The following is a 17,795-nucleotide window of genomic DNA, read 5'->3' as shown; positions in this document are numbered from 1 at the left end:
CTGCGGGCTGCCAAGCGGCCCGCCATTTTCGTAAATGTTCACTTTATTGTCATCTGATCAGTTTTTTCTATAAAGACTGACTGGCGACCGGCTTTCTCTTGCGCTAGTATTTTCGAAAACGAACATCAATGTTCATATTCGATGTGAACAGCCTCAGGAGGCCTTGCCCGTGTCCCAGCCCGTTTCGTCCCAGCCCCCACTCGCCGACTGCTATGACCTCGCCGTGATCGGCGGTGGCATCAATGGCGTGGGCATCGCTGCCGACGCCGCTGGGCGTGGCCTGAAGGTATTTCTTTGCGAGAAGGACGACCTGGCCCAACACACCTCGTCAGCCAGCAGCAAATTGATCCACGGCGGCCTGCGCTACCTGGAGCACTACGAGTTCCGCCTGGTGCGTGAAGCGCTGGCTGAACGTGAAGTGCTGCTGGCCAAGGCACCCCACATCGTCAAACCGATGCGCTTTGTGTTGCCACACCGCCCGCACCTGCGCCCGGCGTGGATGATTCGTGCAGGCCTGTTCCTGTATGACCACCTGGGCAAGCGCAAGCGCCTGGGTGCCTCGCGCAGCCTGCGCTTCGGCCCGGGGTACCCGCTCAAGCCGGCAATCACCCGCGGTTTCGAATACGCCGATTGCGCGGTGGACGACGCCCGCCTGGTGGTGCTGAACGCCATGGCAGCTCGCGAACATGGCGCACACGTGCGCACCCGCACCCGTTGCCTGCGCGCCGAGCGCGTCGATGGCTTGTGGGAGGTGTCGCTGCAACACGCCGATGGCAGCTTGCAGACCATCCGCGCCCGCGCCCTGGTGAACGCCGCCGGCCCATGGGTCGCCAGCTTCATCAAGGACGACCTCAAGCTTGACGCCCCCTACGGTATCCGCCTGATCCAGGGCAGCCACATCATCGTCCCGCGCCTGTACGAAGGCGAGCATGCCTACATCCTGCAGAACGAAGACCAGCGCATCGTCTTCTGCATCCCCTACCTGGATCGCTTTACCCTGATCGGTACCACCGACCGCGAATACAGCGGTGACCCGGCCAAGGTGGCGATTACCGAGCAGGAAACCGACTACCTGTTGAAGGTTGTGAACGAACACTTCAACCATCAACTCAGCCGCGCCGACATCCTGCACACTTATTCCGGCGTACGTCCGCTGTGCAACGACGAGTCCGACAACCCGTCGGCGGTAACCCGCGACTACACCTTGGCCTTGTCTGCCGCCGAGGGCGAAGCGCCACTGTTGTCAGTGTTCGGAGGCAAGTTGACTACCTACCGCAAACTTGCGGAATCGGCGATGGCGGAACTACAGCCGTTCTTCCCCCAGATGCGCGCCAGTTGGACCGCTGACGCGCCATTGCCGGGCGGCGAGCAGATGACCACCACGCAAGGCTTGTTAGACACTCTGCTTGCCCGACATGGCTGGCTGCCCGTTGACATCGCCAAGCGCTGGGTAGTGACCTACGGCAGCCGCGTGTGGCGCCTGCTGGAGGGTGTTGCCGGCCCGGATGACCTGGGCCAGGCAGTAGGCGGCGGCTTGTTCACTCGCGAAATCGACTACCTGCGCAGCGAAGAGTGGGCGGTTGATGCCGAGGATATTCTGTGGCGTCGGACCAAGCTGGGCCTGTTCACTAGCGCCATGGAACAACAAACCCTGAAAGACTACCTGCAAGACAGCCGCGCCGGTGTCGAAGCCGCTTGAAGCCCCCAGGCGCCGTGCATCGCTCACACGCTGCACGGCGCTGTTGCAAGCAAGCGGTTCAGACTGACCAGCGCGAATAAGCCTCTGCGGTCAATTGCTCGATCAATGCACGCTCACGGACTTCCAGGTCCGTCTTCAGTTCGTTGCATCGTTCCAGATAGGTCAGCTCATCAATACTGCCGTCTGCCACAAGCCTGTCGTACGCTTCCAGAAATTCGCGCTGGGCATCCACCAATGCCCTGAAACGGCCCGAATAGGTCGCCCGCAGATAGTCCTGCCAATACTCCTGATTGGCCAGTGACTGCATCAACCGCTCGCTGCTTTCTGAGGTAAGTATTTTAACCCTGGCAACATTGATGTCCTCGGTCGTCACCAGCGACTCGCGAAGGTAGTGCATGGTCACTGGCTGGCCTGGTATCTGCAATGGCCCCGCCAGCCCCACGCGGTAGGCAAGGTACGTTTCGACATCGTCAATGCTTTCAAGTCGCGCGGGGCTGTTCGCAAATTCTTTCCTGAGGCTGGTGAGTTTTTTCGCCGCAATTCTATCCAGCTCTTGCAACCGATAGAGCGAACGCCCAAGTTTCAGTAACGCTCGCTCACTCTGCATCTGAGGTAGGCCTGCAGTCTCTCGATGAACCAGGGCACGTATTTCCATCTGGCTGAACACCCAAAGCAAGCGATCCTCACAGGTCGCGACCCCGCCCGCCTGCTCGAACAACAGTTCACGCAGCTCGCTGTTCTGCTCGCACGCTTCGATGATCGCCCACACCCTGGCGCGGTAGTACGCGGGGTATTTCAGGTAGTCCGGTGACTGAGCAAAGTCGCGCAGGAAGTTGAAGAAGTCATCGCCGCCAGACGCGTGCCGAAGGTTGCTCCATAACATCTCGCGCTCAATCCTTTGAGCGCCAATCGACCCCGTCAGCCACGTCGATAACTCTGCCTGTCGAACAAGATGATGGCGGTAGTCAGGGCTGTGCCGGACGACGGGTTGAACAGCGCTCGATGGCCCTGGCTGTTCTTGCAGATACCGCTCGCTGGCTTCGTCCAGTGGATTGTCATGCAAGGCCATTTGCTGCAAACGCACACGCAACCCTTGTAGGTCCTGGTTGACTTGCTGAATCCGGTTTTCACGCAGATCGGCAATACCTCGCCACGGCATTTGCTCAATTCGGGCGGGAAGCGCTTCTATCTCGGCCGCACGCATCCCCACTGCTCTCAAGTTCAACATCTGCCGCACAGCAGGCGCGTCGCCCAACGGGTTGTAATTGAGTTCCAGCCTTTCAAGGTTGATCAATGCGTTCAATCGCTGGCTATCGGCTTGCGTAAAAACGATCTGGTTATTGTCCAGGCGCAGCACGCGTAGTTCTGTCAAATGTTCCAGCCCATGGGGAATCGACAACAGCCGATTGCTACGCAAATCAAGTTCCGTCAGGTTCGGGAAGCGGCCTAGGAAGTCGGCATCGATCTCTGCCAGATCCATGTCTCGCAGCACCAACCGGGTAACATGCTCGAACATGATGCCGTCAGGTAACTGCGGCAAGCTGCCCACCCGCTCGCCACGAACTTCAAGCGCATAGGTGCCATCTGCTCGCCGACCCAACTTACGGCGCCAACAACGCCGAATGGTGTTGACCACCCTGCTACGCCTCAACAGATCAACAAGCCTCACATACTCCGCTCGCCAGCTCGCCAGCGCCTGCCTCAGTGCCCCCCATTGTGCGTGTAATGCCTCGTAGTGGGACCATGAGTCGACGCCCCTGGAAACCAGGTCAAGCATGTACTGCTGCATTTGAGCATCATCGAATGTCGGAAAAATTTGCCGAATTCCGCGCCTGCTGGCCTGGCCTCTGCTTTCACCCCGGCCGCTGAGGGGATAGCCAAGTCGACCATCGGCAAAACGCACGGGCGGGCGAACGCCACCAGCGATCGGTACTTGCCCAATAAGCCTGGACGACAATTCCCGATGGTCACGCGCGTATGCCGCCAATTTTTCAACCAGTTGCGGTTCGGTGAGCATCGCATCACCCAACAACGATTTCTGTTCATCCCCCATGCAGAGCAACAGGGCGTTCATGAAGCTGTCGGTTGCAAGGGTATTGGCCTGGGCTCCGACTGTTCGCATATGCACGCTGTAGCCCTGCTCCTGTCGTACGATGCTGATAACCTGCTGTGCCAACTCTGCGCCCACCTGCCCAAGTACCGGCCCCCCGGATGCCCCCTCACGCAGTTCGACACGCAGCGTTTCAGGCCAGGCGGCCAACTCATGTACCAGCCCTATGGCCAGTTTCTCAGTGTCGGTAGTCACAGCCTGCCTCAAGCGCAATCCGGCACACGCGCGGTCCAGACGGCTGTCACCAAGGAACCAGCGCACTCTCTCCGCCATTGCCAGCGGCACACGCCCGGTCTTGTTCAGTTGCTCCAGGTCCCGGCCGTCAACCTGCTTGCGTATTTCCTTGGCACCCCGCACGGAAAGCCCGGGAAAGCTCCGCCGCAACAAGGCATCCTCCACCTCTTCTGCCTCCTGGGCTTGTGCGACCAACACCTCCAAGGCCTGCGCCTCCAGCGTTGGATGCAACGCATGCAGGCGATAGCGCTCGAACGCATCCTGAAGCCGAGCAGGCGCTGGTGCGCCTTCCGCACAAAGCTGCCGCAGCCGCGCCTCATCGAACCCTGTGCAATCAAGCAACGCGGTGGCCTGCTCCTGGGTGATATCGGCAAAACGGGCATCCAGCCGGCGCAAAAGCCGTAGTTCGCCGCCCCACTCCTGGGGCTGCTCCAACGCATGTCGCCAACCGCCACTGCCGTTTCTTTCGAGCCTGGGCCGGTAAGCGCTCTCGCGCAGCGGGTGACGAATCGACAGACCTTTGCCATCCGCCGCCCCAGCCAACTGGAATGCCCCATCATGCAAGTGCAGGTGCCAGCCTTGCGGGTCAGCATGGATCTGCCACACGGACAGGTCTGTATGCTGCTCCAGACGGTAAGCAGCCAAGTCAGTGGTACAGAGTTTCACACGGCCACTTTCAGCCACCACCGGTGCAAGCTCGTCGACGAACATGACACGCTCAAGCACCTTGGCGCCGGCTGCCACCCCCACCCCAACGGCAGCCCCCAGGGCTACGTTTTCTGCTACCGAGAACAGATGCCCCAAAGCGGCCTCACGGTCACCAAGCCGCCAATCCTGATAACCCTCGTACACTTCATCGGCAATCTCCAGCGCAGCCACGCCCATCATGACCTCACCCAACACCGGAACAAACAGCCCGGCAAGGCCAAGTAATGTAAGGCCAGCATTTTCATAGCCTTTCAGGCGCTGGTTGCGAGAGGCAGCGTCCTCGACCCCGGTTGGTACCGCCAGTGCTTTCGCGTCACCCAGAATCTTATTGAGCCGCTGGGCGCGCAGGTAGGCGAACAGTGGCTCGGTAATCGGGAAGTTACGCCCATCAAGTTCGAGTGCAGTACCCACCTTGGTGGCAGTTAACAGGTGCTCAAGCTTGGTACAGAACGCTACGCGGTCTGTCTCGGCAATGAACCGGGAAAAATAACGGGCGTAGGACGCTTCGCGCAGTCGTCCTCCCAGTGCCTGGTAGAGTGCCTGCCACGAACTGTACTGCCGGACAGGCTGCTCTGGGTCACCCGGTGTCCACAGCAGGAGGTTCTGCAGACGGGAGCCCTGGCTATCCCACACCTCGACGACCACTACCCCCTGCACACACTTGCCGAGCACAAAAAGCTGGCGATATTTGAGCTTGGTGGTATCGGCCGGCACGATCGCTTTGCGTGAGAACACTCTCAGCAACTGCAAATAACTACTTTCCTGGATCTGCCCCTTGAGCAAGGCAAGGCGCACGGCCGCCTCCATTGCCGCACGTGATGCCTCTTCCAGCAACGCTTCGACTTGCCTGCGCGGCGCGCCAGCGGGGCTACCGTCAACGTCGGGTGGCAGTAGATGCTCATGCAGCACAGCCTGGTAGCCACCGCCCAGATCAAGTTTGCGACAAAGCTTGGCGAACTGAACGAAGGAAATCGGCAGCAGGGCTCCCGAGGCGCTTTCCAACCGACGACGAACCAGTGGCCGAGCCTGCAACTCTTCCTCGGCAAAATTGTGCAATGCAGCAGCCAAAAGCGGCACTGAAGCGGTTCGTACGGTTCGGACTATAGGTGGCAAAGGAAATATGCTGGGAAACTCCTTGCGCACCACCGTGCACAACACACCATTGCGCACGTCCACCTTGACGTTGTGCTGCGCCTGCAGTGCTTGTTCAAGCAAGGGCGTGGCGTATTCGGTAAGCCCGGGTATACGACCCAGAAGTTGCTTTACCTGCTCTGCACTTGCCTGCTCTTGCTTCAACGCCAGGTGCAATTCGCGCAGCGCGCTGCCGGTAGCGTTGCTGACCCAGGCGGGCAGCTGCCTGGCAAGCAGTGCATCAATGGAGTCTGTGGGGTAAGGGTATTCATTGGAGCTGGACATGGAGCGAGCCTCCTCGATAGGAAGCACGCAAGAAGCCACAGCCCAATTCTCGGGAAGCGGTAATTACATCTGAGGGTAGCTACTCGACCACACACCCATTCGGATTACCGAACAATGGCAGTCGACACATTCGGATATCCGGACGAAAAAGCACGTCACACTTAGGTCAGAAAACTTTAATCCCCAGCATTTTTGCGGCGTTATGATCGGCATCAGGGCTTGGCACGACTCATGCTCTACACTTGGTAGCCGAATGCACTCGCTTCTTGCGGTATTCGTTGAACGAAAGAGTCCGCCAACGGCTCCATAAAAAAAACAAACACGTCGAGGAAAATTTGATGCGTATCGTTCGTCAATTGCTGGGCGCCGCCATCGCGGCCGCTGTGATCGCTTCGCCGGCCATGGCCGAAGAACTGACCGGCACCCTGAAGAAGATCAAGGAATCGGGCACCATCACCCTGGGCCACCGCGACTCCTCCATCCCGTTTTCCTACCTGGCCGGCAAGCCCGAGCCCGTGGGCTACTCGCATGACATCCAGCTGGCTGTCGTCGACGCCCTGAAGAAGCAACTGGGTACGGACATCAAGGTCCGTTACAACCTCGTCACCTCCCAGACCCGTATCCCGCTGGTGCAGAACGGCACCGTGGACCTTGAGTGCGGCTCCACCACCAACAACGTCGAGCGCCAGCAGCAAGTCGGCTTCTCGGTCGGCATCTTCGAAGTCGGTACCCGTCTGCTGACCAAGGTCAAGGACGGTCAGCCGGCATACAAAGACTTCCCGGACCTGGCCGGCAAGAACGTGGTAACCACCGCGGGCACCACGTCCGAACGCATCCTCAAGGCGATGAACGCCGACAAGCAGATGAAGATGAACGTGATTTCCGCCAAGGACCACGGTGAAGCCTTCAACATGCTCGAAAGCGGCCGCGCCGTGGCCTTCATGATGGACGACGCCCTGCTCGCCGGCGAAATGGCCAAGGCCCGCAAACCGTCGGACTGGGTCATCACCGGCACCCCGCAGTCGTACGAAATCTACGGCTGCATGGTGCGCAAGGATGACGCAGCCTTCAAGAAAGCGGTCGATGACGCCATCGTCGGTTACTTCAAGTCGGGCGAAGTCAACAAGAGCTACGACAAGTGGTTCCAGCAGCCGATCCCGCCAAAGGGCCTGAACCTGCAGTTCCCGATGAGCGACGAGCTGAAGAAACTGATCGCCGAGCCGACCGACAAGGCAGCGGACGAGAAGAAGTCCTGATCCTCAGCGTTTAGTGGCCTGGTGCGCATCCGCGCACGATTGAACCCACAGGCCACGCATTAGTGTCTACCCTTTCATCCGAGGGCGCCCAGCGCCCCCGGATGCTCGAAGGTGCCCGTGAAACAACCGTCTGAGGGGAAATCCCGATGAATTACAACTGGGACTGGGGCGTGTTCTTCAAGTCCACCGGCGTGGGCAGCGAAACTTATCTGGACTGGTACGTCACCGGTCTGGGCTGGACCATCGCCATCGCCATTTCCGCCTGGATCATCGCCTTGCTGCTGGGCTCGGTGCTCGGTGTGATGCGCACCGTGCCGAACCGCGTGGTATCCGGTATCGCGACCGCCTATGTGGAGCTGTTCCGCAACGTGCCGCTGCTGGTGCAGCTGTTCATCTGGTACTTCCTGGTACCGGACCTGCTGCCCGAAGGACTGCAGGAATGGTTCAAGCAAGACCTCAACCCCACTACCTCGGCACTGATCAGCGTGGTCATCTGCCTGGGCCTGTTCACCGCCGCCCGCGTGTGTGAACAGGTACGTACCGGTATCCAGGCGCTGCCCCGCGGCCAGGAAGCCGCTGCCCGTGCCATGGGCTTCAGCCTGCCGCAGATCTACACCAACGTGCTATTGCCGCAAGCCTACCGGATCATCATCCCGCCGCTCACATCAGAATTCCTGAACGTGTTCAAGAACTCCTCGGTGGCGTCGCTGATCGGCCTGATGGAGCTGCTGGCACAAACCAAGCAAACCGCCGAGTTCTCCGCCAACCTGTTCGAGGCCTTTACCCTGGCCACGCTGATCTACTTCACCCTGAACATGGGCCTGATGCTGCTGATGCGCATGGTCGAGAAGAAAGTCTCGGTGCCTGGCCTGATTTCCGTAGGGGGCAAATAAATGGACATGGATTTCAGCGAAATCATCCCGGCCCTGCCTGCCCTGTGGGACGGCATGGTCATGACCCTGCAGTTGATGGTCATGGGCGTGGTCGGCGGCATCGTGCTGGGCACCATTCTGGCGCTGATGCGCCTGTCGTCGAACAAACTGCTGTCGAACGTGGCCGGCGCCTACGTCAACTACTTCCGCTCCATCCCGCTGCTGCTGGTGATCACCTGGTTCTACCTGGCGGTGCCGTTCGTGCTGCGCTGGATCACCGGCGAGGACACCCCCGTGGGTGCCTTCACCTCGTGCGTGGTGGCGTTCATGATGTTCGAGGCGGCCTACTTCTGCGAAATCGTCCGCGCCGGCGTGCAGTCGATTTCCAAGGGCCAGATGGGCGCCGCTCAGGCCCTGGGCATGACCTACGGCCAGACCATGCGCCTGATCATCCTGCCCCAGGCCTTCCGCAAGATGACCCCGCTGCTGCTGCAGCAGAGCATCATTCTGTTCCAGGACACCTCGCTGGTGTACACCGTGGGCCTGGTGGACTTCCTCAACTCGGCACGCTCCAACGGCGACATCATCGGGCGCTCCCATGAGTTCCTGATCTTCGCCGGTGTCGTGTACTTCCTCATCAGCTTCTCCGCTTCGTGGCTGGTCAAGCGCCTGCAAAAAAGGATCACCGTATGATTTCCATCAAGAACGTCAACAAGTGGTACGGGGACTTCCAGGTACTGACCGACTGCAGCACCGAGGTCAAGAAGGGTGAAGTGGTGGTGGTGTGTGGCCCGTCGGGTTCGGGCAAGTCCACCCTGATCAAGTGCGTGAACGCCCTGGAACCCTTCCAGAAAGGTGACATCGTGGTCGATGGCACCTCGATTGCCGACCCGAAGACCAACTTGCCCAAGCTGCGCTCCCGGGTTGGCATGGTGTTCCAGCACTTCGAGCTGTTCCCGCACCTGTCCATCACCGAGAACCTGACCATTGCCCAGCGCAAGGTGCTCGGCCGCAGCGAAGCGGAAGCGACCAAGAAGGGCCTGGCCCTGCTCGACCGCGTCGGCCTCGGTGCCCACGCCAAGAAGCACCCCGGCCAGTTGTCCGGTGGCCAGCAGCAGCGTGTGGCCATCGCCCGCGCCCTGTCGATGGACCCGATCGTCATGCTGTTCGACGAACCGACCTCGGCACTGGACCCGGAAATGGTCAACGAAGTACTGGACGTCATGGTCGAGCTGGCCCACGAAGGCATGACCATGATGTGCGTGACCCACGAAATGGGCTTCGCCCGCAAAGTGGCCAACCGCGTCATCTTCATGGACAAGGGCAACATCATCGAGGACTGCCAGAAGGAAGACTTCTTCGGCAACCCGTCGGCCCGCCACGAGCGTACCCAGCACTTCCTCAGCAAGATCCTGCAACACTGATTTTGCCTCACTGAACCGGTCGGCGCCGCTGCCCTTTCGGGCAGTTGGCGCTGGTCGTGACAAGGCCACTGTGATGAAATGCGACCCTTCGCTTCTTCTCCCTGCCAAGCCTGCCGTGAATTCCCGCCTGCTCCGCCAATTGCTGTTGCCGCCCCTGATCATCCTGCTGATGGTCGGCCTGGGAATGGCTGGCTACCTGATCAGCGAAAGCAACGGCATTCGCACCCTCAGCGAAAACGGTGAGCGCCAGCTGGAGCTGCACGCACGCACGGTCGAAAGTGAAATCAGCAAGTACACCTATCTGCCAAGCCTGCTGGAGCTGGAAGACAGCGTCTCGCACCTGCTCACCGACCCGGACGGCGGCTCACGGCAAACCGTAAACGAATACCTTGAAGGCCTGAATCGGCGCAGCCGCAGCCGGGCCATCTTCGTCCTCGACACCAATGGCCGGGTCCAGGCCACCAGCAACTGGCGCGACGCCGACTCGTTCCTGGGTGAAGACCTGTCGTTCCGCGCCTACTTCCAGACAGCCGTGCGCGGTGAGCCTGGGCGTTTCTATGGCATCGGCAGCACCACCGGCGAGGCTGGCTACTACCTGGCTCATGGCCTGGAGGAGCACGGCAAGATCATTGGCGTGGCCGTGATCAAGGTGCGCCTGGACACGCTTGAGGAGCGCTGGCAACGTGCCCGTCTGGAGGCGTTCGTCAGTGACGAGAACGGCATCATCATCCTCTCCAGCGACCCGGCCCGACGCCTGAAGTCGGTGCGCCCGCTGACCCCGCAAATCAAGGAGCGCCTGGCGCGCAGCCTGCAATACTACTGGTGGCCGCTGAACGAGTTGCAGCCACTGGCCCGGGAAACCCTGGCCGACGGTGTGGAAAAACTGACCTTCCCGGCCAACAGCGAAACCGCAAAAGGCAAACCCCACGAGGTTGCCTACCTGGCGCAGACCCGTCGCCTGGTGGATACACCCTGGCATTTCACCCTGCTGACCCCGCTGCAGGACCTGCGCCGCGAGTCCATGGTGCAGGGCATTCTGGTGGGCGTGGCGTTCGCCTTGCTGGCGATCCTCGGCATCGCCTGGAACGAACGACGCAAGGTCATCGCCACCCGCCTGGCAGCCCGTGAAGCCCTTGAGGAAGCGAATAGCCAGCTGGAGCGGCGGATTGCCGAGCGCACCGCCGACCTGCGCGCCAGCAACGAACGCCTGAAGGGGCAAATTCGCGAGCGCCGGCATGCCGAGCAAACCTTGCGCCACGCCCAGGATGAGTTGGTGCAGGCCGGTAAGCTGGCGGCCATCGGGCAGATGTCCACCAGTATCGCCCATGAGCTGAACCAGCCGCTGGCCGCGTTGCGCACCTTGTCTGGCAACACGGTGCGTTTCCTCGAACGTGGGGCACTGGAAACCGCCAGCACCAACCTGCGCACCATGAACGACCTGATCGACCGCATGGGCCGCATTACCGCCAGCCTGCGCTCCTTCGCCCGGCGCGGCGATGACAGCGGCCAGGCCTCGCTGGCCAAGGCGGTGGAAGCGACCTTGCAAGTATTGGCCAACCGCATCAGCGCCTGCCATTTGCAGTTGCACCACCAGTTCGACGACCAGCAACTGGCTATCGACCAGACGCGCCTCGAACAGATTCTGGTCAATCTGATCGGCAACGCGCTTGATGCCATGGCCGCGCAACCGCTGCCCGAGCTATGGCTGGAAGGCGAACTGCAGGGCGACAAGTACCGCTTGCAGGTGCGCGACAATGGCCACGGCATCGATGCCGAGGCGCGCAAGCACCTGTTCGAACCTTTCTTCACCACCAAACCGGGCGAACATGGCCTGGGCCTGGGCCTGACCTTGTCGGCGAGCCTTGCCGCCGCCGCCAAGGGCAGCCTCAACGTCGAGCACCCCGCCACTGGCGGCACGGCCTTCGTCCTGGCCCTACCCCTGGTTTCTCCCCCTAGCGAATCGGCAGAGCACCCATGAACCAAGCGCCTCTTACCGTCCTGATCGTCGAAGACGACCCGCATGTGCTGCTCGGCTGCCAGCAGGCGCTGGCGCTGGAAGATATCGCCTGCGAAGGCGTGGGCAGCGCCGAGCTGGCGCTGGAACGCATCGGCGACGATTTCGCCGGCATTGTCGTCAGTGACATCCGCCTGCCGGGCATTGACGGCCTGGAACTGCTCAACCGCCTGAAGGCCCGTGATCGCAGCCTGCCGGTGGTGTTGATCACCGGCCATGGCGATATCGACATGGCCGTCGGCGCCATGCGTAACGGCGCCTACGACTTCATGGAAAAACCGTTCTCCCCCGAGCGCCTGGTCGATGTGGTGCGCCGCGCACTGGAGCAACGCGGGCTGTCGCGAGAAGTGGTGGCCCTACGCCGCCAACTGGCCGAACAGAGCAGCCTTGAGGGCCGCATCATTGGCCGCTCCCCCGCCATGGAGCACTTGCGCGAACTGATCGCCAACGTCGCCGACACCTCAGCCAACGTGCTGATCGAAGGCGAGACCGGCACCGGGAAAGAGCTGGTCGCACGCTGCCTTCACGACTTCAGCCGCCGCCAGAGCCAACCGTTCGTGGCGCTGAACTGCGGCGGCCTGCCGGAAAACCTGTTCGAAAGCGAGATTTTTGGCCATGAGGCCAACGCCTTCACCGGCGCCGGCAAACGCCGCATCGGCAAGATCGAGCACGCCAACGGCGGCACGCTGTTCCTCGATGAAGTGGAGAGCATGCCGATCAACCTGCAGATCAAGCTGCTGCGCGTGCTGCAGGAACGGACCCTGGAACGATTGGGCTCTAACCAGAGCATCCCGGTGGATTGCCGGGTAATTGCCGCGACCAAGGCCGATCTCGACAGCCTGGGCCAGAGCGGCCAGTTCCGCAGCGACCTGTATTACCGGCTGAACGTGGTCACCCTGGAGCTGCCGCCACTACGCGAACGCCGCGAAGACATCCTGCAACTGTTCGAACACTTCCTGCAGCAGTCGGCCCTGCGCTTCGACCGGGAAACCCCGACGTTGGACAGCCAGACCTTGTCGCGCCTGATGGCCCACGATTGGCCGGGCAATGTGCGCGAGCTGCGCAACGTGGCCGAACGCTATGCGCTTGGCCTGCCGGCGTTCAAGAAAGGCCCCAGCGGCGGCGCCAGCCAGGGTTTGGGCTTTGCCGAGGCGGTGGAGGCGTTTGAACGCAACCTGCTCAGCGACGCACTGCAACGTACCGGGGGCAACCTGAGCCAGGCCAGCCAGGAGCTGGGCATGGCCAAGACCACGTTGTTCGACAAAGTGAAGAAATACGGCCTCGGCTGACCTCAACCCAAACTGGAATAACAACGTGGACCTGGTATTCAAAGCGGCCCTGGGCGCTGGCGTAGTACTGCTGCTGGCGGTGCTGTCAAAGACGCGTAACTACTACATCGCCGGGCTGGTGCCGCTGTTCCCCACCTTTGCCCTGATTGCCCATTACATTGTTGGCAAGGGGCGCAGCATTGCCGACCTGAAGACCACCATCCTGTTCGGCATGTGGTCGATCATTCCGTATTTCGTGTACCTGGCGACCCTGTATGTACTGGTTGACCGCCTGCGCCTGGAGGCATCGCTGGCACTGGCCACGGTGGCCTGGCTGATGGCCGCGACCGTGCTGGTGACCTTGTGGGTGCGGATGCACTGATTGATATCGGCGCGGGTTTCAGAGCCCTGCGATATGCGTGACATCCTGCCGATGCGCCTGCAGATAAGGCAACACAGCCCCCAGCAGCGGTGCCTTGAACGGCTCCTGGAAGCGATGCGCCAGCCCTGGTATCAAGCGCAGCTGGCTGCCTTGAATATGCGCCGCCAGGTGCACGCCATGCATCACCGGCAGCAACGGGTCAGCCGTGCCGTGCACCACCAGGGTCGGCACCCTCAACTGGTTCAATAGCTCGACGCGGCTTGGCTCGGCCAGGATCGCCATGATCTGGCGCTTGGCTCCGTCCGGGTTGAACGCCCGGTCGTAGGCCACCGCTGCCTGGTGCAGCAACACCGCACGGTCATCCCGCACCTCAGGGCTGCCCAACGCCGCCAACAAGTCTGCCTGCTGCTCGATGGCCATCTCGCGGTTGGGCGCGCTGCGCCGGGCCAGCAACTGCACCAGCGCCGGGTCGGGCGCCGGCAACCCCGCCGCCCCGGAACTGGACATGACCAACGTCAGGCTGCGCACGCGCTCGGGAGCCATGGCCGCCAGGTGCTGGGCGATCATGCCGCCCATGCTCACACCCAGTACATGAAACTGGCGCACCCCCAAGGCGTCCATCAGGCGTAAACCATCGTCTGCCATGTCGGTCAGCGTATAGGGCGCCGCCACTGGCAGGCCCAGCTTGTAACGCAGCAGCTCCACCGTCAGGTTGGCCGACGGCGGCATCTGGTTCCAGCGTGACAGCCCGACATCGCGGTTGTCGTAGCGAATAACCCTGAAACCTTGGCGGCACAATGCCTCGACCACATCGTCCGGCCAGTGGATCAGTTGCCCGCCCAGGCCCATGACCAGTAGCAAGGCCGGATCACGCGGCGCGCCCACGCTCTGGTACACCAGGCTGACCGCGCCCAGCTCGGCGCGCTGCACCGGTACGTGGGCGTCACAACGCTGTTCGGCGAAGCTGGCAGGTACGCTGAAAAGGAAGAAAAGAAAAAGCCAAAAAGCCCGCATGAAAGAAACACCAGAATGCAGATCCCCAGTAAAGCGCGAGTCTGATGAATTCTGTTCGGGCGCGCTGCCACAGTTCGGTGACAGTTTCATGACTCCCGCCAGACGGTGCGGCTGAACGCCCAGTCGACAGGCACGGCAACATGAGAGAAACTCAACTCATTCCCTGTTTCTTCAATCCCACACCCCGGAGTCAGCTGTGCTGGAGATCCGTCACCTGAAAACCCTTCATGCCCTGCGCGAAGCCGACAGCCTGGTGGAAGCCGCCGAGCGCCTGCACCTGACCCAGTCGGCGCTGTCGCATCAGTTCAAGGAGCTGGAAGAACGCCTGGGCCTGCCGCTGTTCGTGCGCAAGACCAAGCCGATCCGCTTCACCAGTGCCGGGCTGCGCCTGCTGCAACTGGCCGATGCCACCCTGCCACTGCTGCGCGGCGCCGAGCGCGACATTGCGCGTCTGGCCGGTGGCACCGCCGGGCGCCTGCACATGGCCATCGAATGCCACAGCTGCTTCCAGTGGCTGATGCCGACCATCGACCAGTTCCGCGATGCCTGGCCGGAAGTGGAGCTGGACCTGGCCTCCGGCTTTGCCTTCGCCCCGCTGCCGGCCCTGGCACGCGGCGACCTGGACCTGGTAGTGACCTCCGACCCGGTGGACCTGGCAGGTATCACGTATGTGCCGCTGTTCACGTACGAAGCGATGCTGGCCGTGGCCAACCAGCACGCGCTGGCCAGCAAGCCCTACATCGTGCCGCAAGACTTGCTCGACCAGACGCTGATCACCTACCCGGTGGAGCGCGACCGCCTGGACATTTTCACCCGCTTCCTGGAGCCGGCCGACATCGAGCCGGCTGCCGTGCGCACGTCGGAGCTGACGGTGATGATGATGCAACTGGTGGCCAGCGGCCGTGGGGTCTGCGGCATGCCGCACTGGGCGCTGCACGAGTACAGCTCACGCGGCTATGTGAAGGGCAAGCGCCTGGGTGAAAAAGGCCTGTTCGCCACCCTTTATGCTGCCGTGCGCACCGACATGCTCGATGCGCCGTACATGCGCGACTTCCTGTTGACCGCCAAAGATACCTCGTTCGCCACGCTTGACGGCGTCAGCGCGGTGCGCTGACTGCCTGGCGGTACAGCGGCAGTATCAGGTCGCGGGTCAAAGGCGCCAGTAGCAGGGCTGGTGCCTGATCGGCAGCCAGCCACACCACCTCTTCGATCTCCGCAGCCGGCGTTACCGGCGCGGCGCTGTCGACACGGAACAGTTCGGCTTGCACCTCGAAACCTGGTTCGTTCGCGGCCGGGGCACTGAACCGGCCCAGGTGCACGGCCTGGTCCGCGTTGATGTTCAGCCCCAACTCTTCATGCAGTTCACGCACCAGCGCCTGCACCGGTGATTCACCGGCATCGATCTTGCCACCTGGCTGCATGAAGGCCTCGGTGCCGCGCTTGCGCACCAGCAAGGTACGGCCCTGGGGGTCGATCAGCAGGGCGGCGGCGATGCGGATGATGTTGGGCATGGGAGGGCTCGCTGGAAACAATGGCCGGGGAGGATCCCATGGGGATCATTGGCCTGACAAGGCCAGCGCCCACAAGAAGACCGCTGCTCCCACAGGGCATGTGTTCCGGCTGTGGTCATACCCTCGATTCGAGAATGATTTTCGCTACCCCGATTTTAATTTGCAGCGCCCCGCAACTTGGCTATGGTCGGGGTTTGCCCCCAGGCCCTGAGCCTGACCGCGCCATCGCAAGGACCCCGTATGAGCCTGTCACTTCTCAGTCGCTATGCCTTCTTCGCCGCCTGTGTGCTGTTCACCCTGGCGAGCCTGCCCTTCACCCACCACGAATGGCTGTGGCCGTTCACCCTGACCACTGGCATCCTCAGCCTGATCGGCGTATTCGACCTGCTGCAGCAACGCCATGCGGTGCGCCGCAACTACCCGATCCTGGGCAACATCCGCTACCTGGTCGAAGCCATTCGCCCGGAAATTCGCCAGTACCTGCTGGAATCGGACAGCGACGCCTTGCCGTTCTCCCGCGCCCAGCGTTCGCTGGTGTATGCCCGGGCGAAGAACGAGGCCTCGGACAAGCCATTCGGCACCCTGATCGACGTGTACGAGTCCGGCTTCGAGTTCATCGGCCACTCCATGCGCCCGGCGCCGCTGGCCGACCCGTCCAGCTTCCGCGTCATTGTTGGCGGGCCGCAGTGCAGCCAGCCGTACTCGGCGTCGATTTTCAACATTTCGGCAATGAGCTTCGGCTCGCTCAGCGCCAACGCCATCCGCGCCCTCAACCAGGGTGCCAAGCTGGGTAATTTCCACCATGACACCGGCGAGGGCAGCATCAGCCCTTACCACCGCGAGCACGGTGGCGATCTGGTCTGGGAACTGGGCAGTGGCTACTTCGGTTGCCGCACGCCAGACGGGCGCTTCGATCCCGAACGCTTCGCCGCCCAGGCGCGCAGCCCGCAGGTACGCATGATCGAGATCAAGATGAGCCAGGGCGCCAAACCCGGCCATGGCGGCATCCTGCCCAAACACAAGGTCACCCAGGAAATCGCCGAGACCCGCGGCGTGCTGATGGGTGAGGACTGCATCTCGCCGTCGCGCCACAGCGCTTTCTCTACGCCAATCGAGATGATGCAGTTCATCGCACAGCTGCGTGAATTGTCCGGTGGCAAACCCGTCGGTTTCAAATTCTGCCTGGGCCACCCCTGGGAGTTCATGGGCATCGCCAAAGCCATGCTGGAAACCGGCATCCTGCCCGACTTCATTGTTGTCGATGGCAAGGAAGGCGGCACCGGCGCGGCGCCGGTGGAATTCACCGACCATATCGGCGTGCCGCTGCGCGAAGGGCTGCTGTTCGTGCACAACACCCTGGTGGGCCTGAACCTGCGCGACAAGATCAAGCTCGGGGCCAGCGGCAAGATTGTCAGCGCCTTCGACATCGCCAGCGTACTGGCGATTGGCGCTGACTGGGCAAACTCGGCGCGCGGCTTCATGTTCGCCATCGGTTGCATTCAGTCGCAAAGCTGCCACACCAACAAGTGCCCGACCGGCGTGGCGACACAAGACCCGCTACGCCAGCGTGCGCTGGTGGTGCCGGACAAGGCCCAGCGGGTATTGAACTTCCACCACAACACCTTGCGTGCGCTGGCTGAAATGCTCGCGGCGGCAGGCCTGGAGCACCCTGCGCAGCTTGAGGCCAAGCACCTGGTGCGGCGCATCTCGGCCACCGAGATCAAGCTGTTCTCGCAGATGCATGTGTTCCTGAAGCCGGGGGAGCTGCTGACGGGTGAGGTGAACGGGCAGTTCTATTCGCGCATGTGGCAACTGGCGCGGGCGGACAGTTTTGAACCGCACAGTGAAGTAGCTGCCTGATAGAGCCCCGGGGCTGCTGCGCAGCCC

General features: G+C 61.9%; 13 protein-coding genes. 10 read left to right on the top strand and 3 right to left on the bottom strand.

Annotated elements, in window-relative coordinates; translation table 11 throughout:
* Window positions 1-169 precede the first annotated feature (169 nt).
* Complete coding sequence (glpD, locus tag A0O30_RS05585; RefSeq protein WP_105945836.1) at window positions 170-1,699, top strand: glycerol-3-phosphate dehydrogenase; 1,530 nt, start codon at window positions 170-172, stop codon at window positions 1,697-1,699.
* Window positions 1,700-1,757: 58 nt separating this feature from the next.
* On the opposite strand, the gene A0O30_RS05580 is transcribed toward glpD, so the two are convergent.
* Window positions 1,758-6,167 (bottom strand): NEL-type E3 ubiquitin ligase domain-containing protein, encoded by a 4,410-nt coding sequence (locus A0O30_RS05580; RefSeq protein WP_105945835.1) that lies wholly within the window; start codon window positions 6,165-6,167, stop codon window positions 1,758-1,760.
* Between the two features lie 338 nt (window positions 6,168-6,505).
* On the opposite strand from A0O30_RS05580, the gene A0O30_RS05575 reads away from it, so the two are divergent.
* The 7 genes from A0O30_RS05575 to A0O30_RS05545 all read left to right on the top strand — a co-directional run bounded on the left by A0O30_RS05575 (window position 6,506) and on the right by A0O30_RS05545 (window position 13,383).
* Complete coding sequence (locus A0O30_RS05575) at window positions 6,506-7,423, top strand: glutamate/aspartate ABC transporter substrate-binding protein (RefSeq protein WP_015271573.1); 918 nt, start codon at window positions 6,506-6,508, stop codon at window positions 7,421-7,423.
* Between the two features lie 146 nt (window positions 7,424-7,569).
* Window positions 7,570-8,316, top strand: a complete 747-nt coding sequence (locus A0O30_RS05570; RefSeq protein ID WP_019096550.1) for an amino acid ABC transporter permease — start codon at window positions 7,570-7,572, stop codon at window positions 8,314-8,316.
* On the top strand, window positions 8,317-8,988 hold the full coding sequence (locus A0O30_RS05565) for an amino acid ABC transporter permease (protein ID WP_060497899.1): 672 nt from the start codon (window positions 8,317-8,319) through the stop codon (window positions 8,986-8,988).
* On the top strand, window positions 8,985-9,719 hold the full coding sequence (locus tag A0O30_RS05560; protein ID WP_003258023.1) for an amino acid ABC transporter ATP-binding protein: 735 nt from the start codon (window positions 8,985-8,987) through the stop codon (window positions 9,717-9,719). The genes A0O30_RS05565 and A0O30_RS05560 overlap by 4 nt, the downstream gene beginning before the upstream one ends.
* 73 nt (window positions 9,720-9,792) lie before the next feature.
* Window positions 9,793-11,697, top strand: a complete 1,905-nt coding sequence (locus A0O30_RS05555; protein ID WP_025754577.1) for an ATP-binding protein — start codon at window positions 9,793-9,795, stop codon at window positions 11,695-11,697.
* A complete protein-coding gene (locus A0O30_RS05550) occupies window positions 11,694-13,022 on the top strand; it encodes a sigma-54 dependent transcriptional regulator (protein ID WP_105945834.1) in 1,329 nt (442 codons plus the stop codon). Before A0O30_RS05555 ends, A0O30_RS05550 begins: the two co-directional genes overlap by 4 nt.
* 25 nt (window positions 13,023-13,047) lie before the next feature.
* A complete protein-coding gene (locus A0O30_RS05545) occupies window positions 13,048-13,383 on the top strand; it encodes a GlpM family protein (RefSeq protein WP_025754578.1) in 336 nt (111 codons plus the stop codon).
* Between the two features lie 18 nt (window positions 13,384-13,401).
* Here A0O30_RS05545 and A0O30_RS05540 read toward each other — a convergent pair whose 3' ends face one another.
* Complete coding sequence (locus A0O30_RS05540; protein WP_105945833.1) at window positions 13,402-14,397, bottom strand: alpha/beta fold hydrolase; 996 nt, start codon at window positions 14,395-14,397, stop codon at window positions 13,402-13,404.
* A gap of 196 nt (window positions 14,398-14,593) precedes the next feature.
* On the opposite strand from A0O30_RS05540, the gene metR reads away from it, so the two are divergent.
* Entirely contained in the window at window positions 14,594-15,511 is a 918-nt protein-coding gene (gene metR / locus A0O30_RS05535) for a transcriptional regulator MetR (RefSeq protein ID WP_019097212.1), read from the top strand.
* Here the strand turns inward: metR and A0O30_RS05530 are convergent.
* Window positions 15,495-15,908, bottom strand: a complete 414-nt coding sequence (locus tag A0O30_RS05530; protein ID WP_105945832.1) for an NUDIX domain-containing protein — start codon at window positions 15,906-15,908, stop codon at window positions 15,495-15,497. The two genes, metR and A0O30_RS05530, sit on opposite strands and share 17 nt — an antisense overlap.
* Before the next feature lie 240 nt (window positions 15,909-16,148).
* On the opposite strand from A0O30_RS05530, the gene A0O30_RS05525 reads away from it, so the two are divergent.
* Complete coding sequence (locus A0O30_RS05525; protein WP_016713720.1) at window positions 16,149-17,768, top strand: FMN-binding glutamate synthase family protein; 1,620 nt, start codon at window positions 16,149-16,151, stop codon at window positions 17,766-17,768.
* Window positions 17,769-17,795: the final 27 nt, after the last annotated feature.

The sequence above is a fragment of the Pseudomonas sp. LLC-1 genome (assembly GCF_002992185.1).
Taxonomy (GTDB): Bacteria; Pseudomonadota; Gammaproteobacteria; order Pseudomonadales; family Pseudomonadaceae; genus Aquipseudomonas; species Aquipseudomonas monteilii.
Note: the sequence above shows the minus strand (reverse complement) of the source record. Positions and strands in the feature narration are given on the sequence as shown.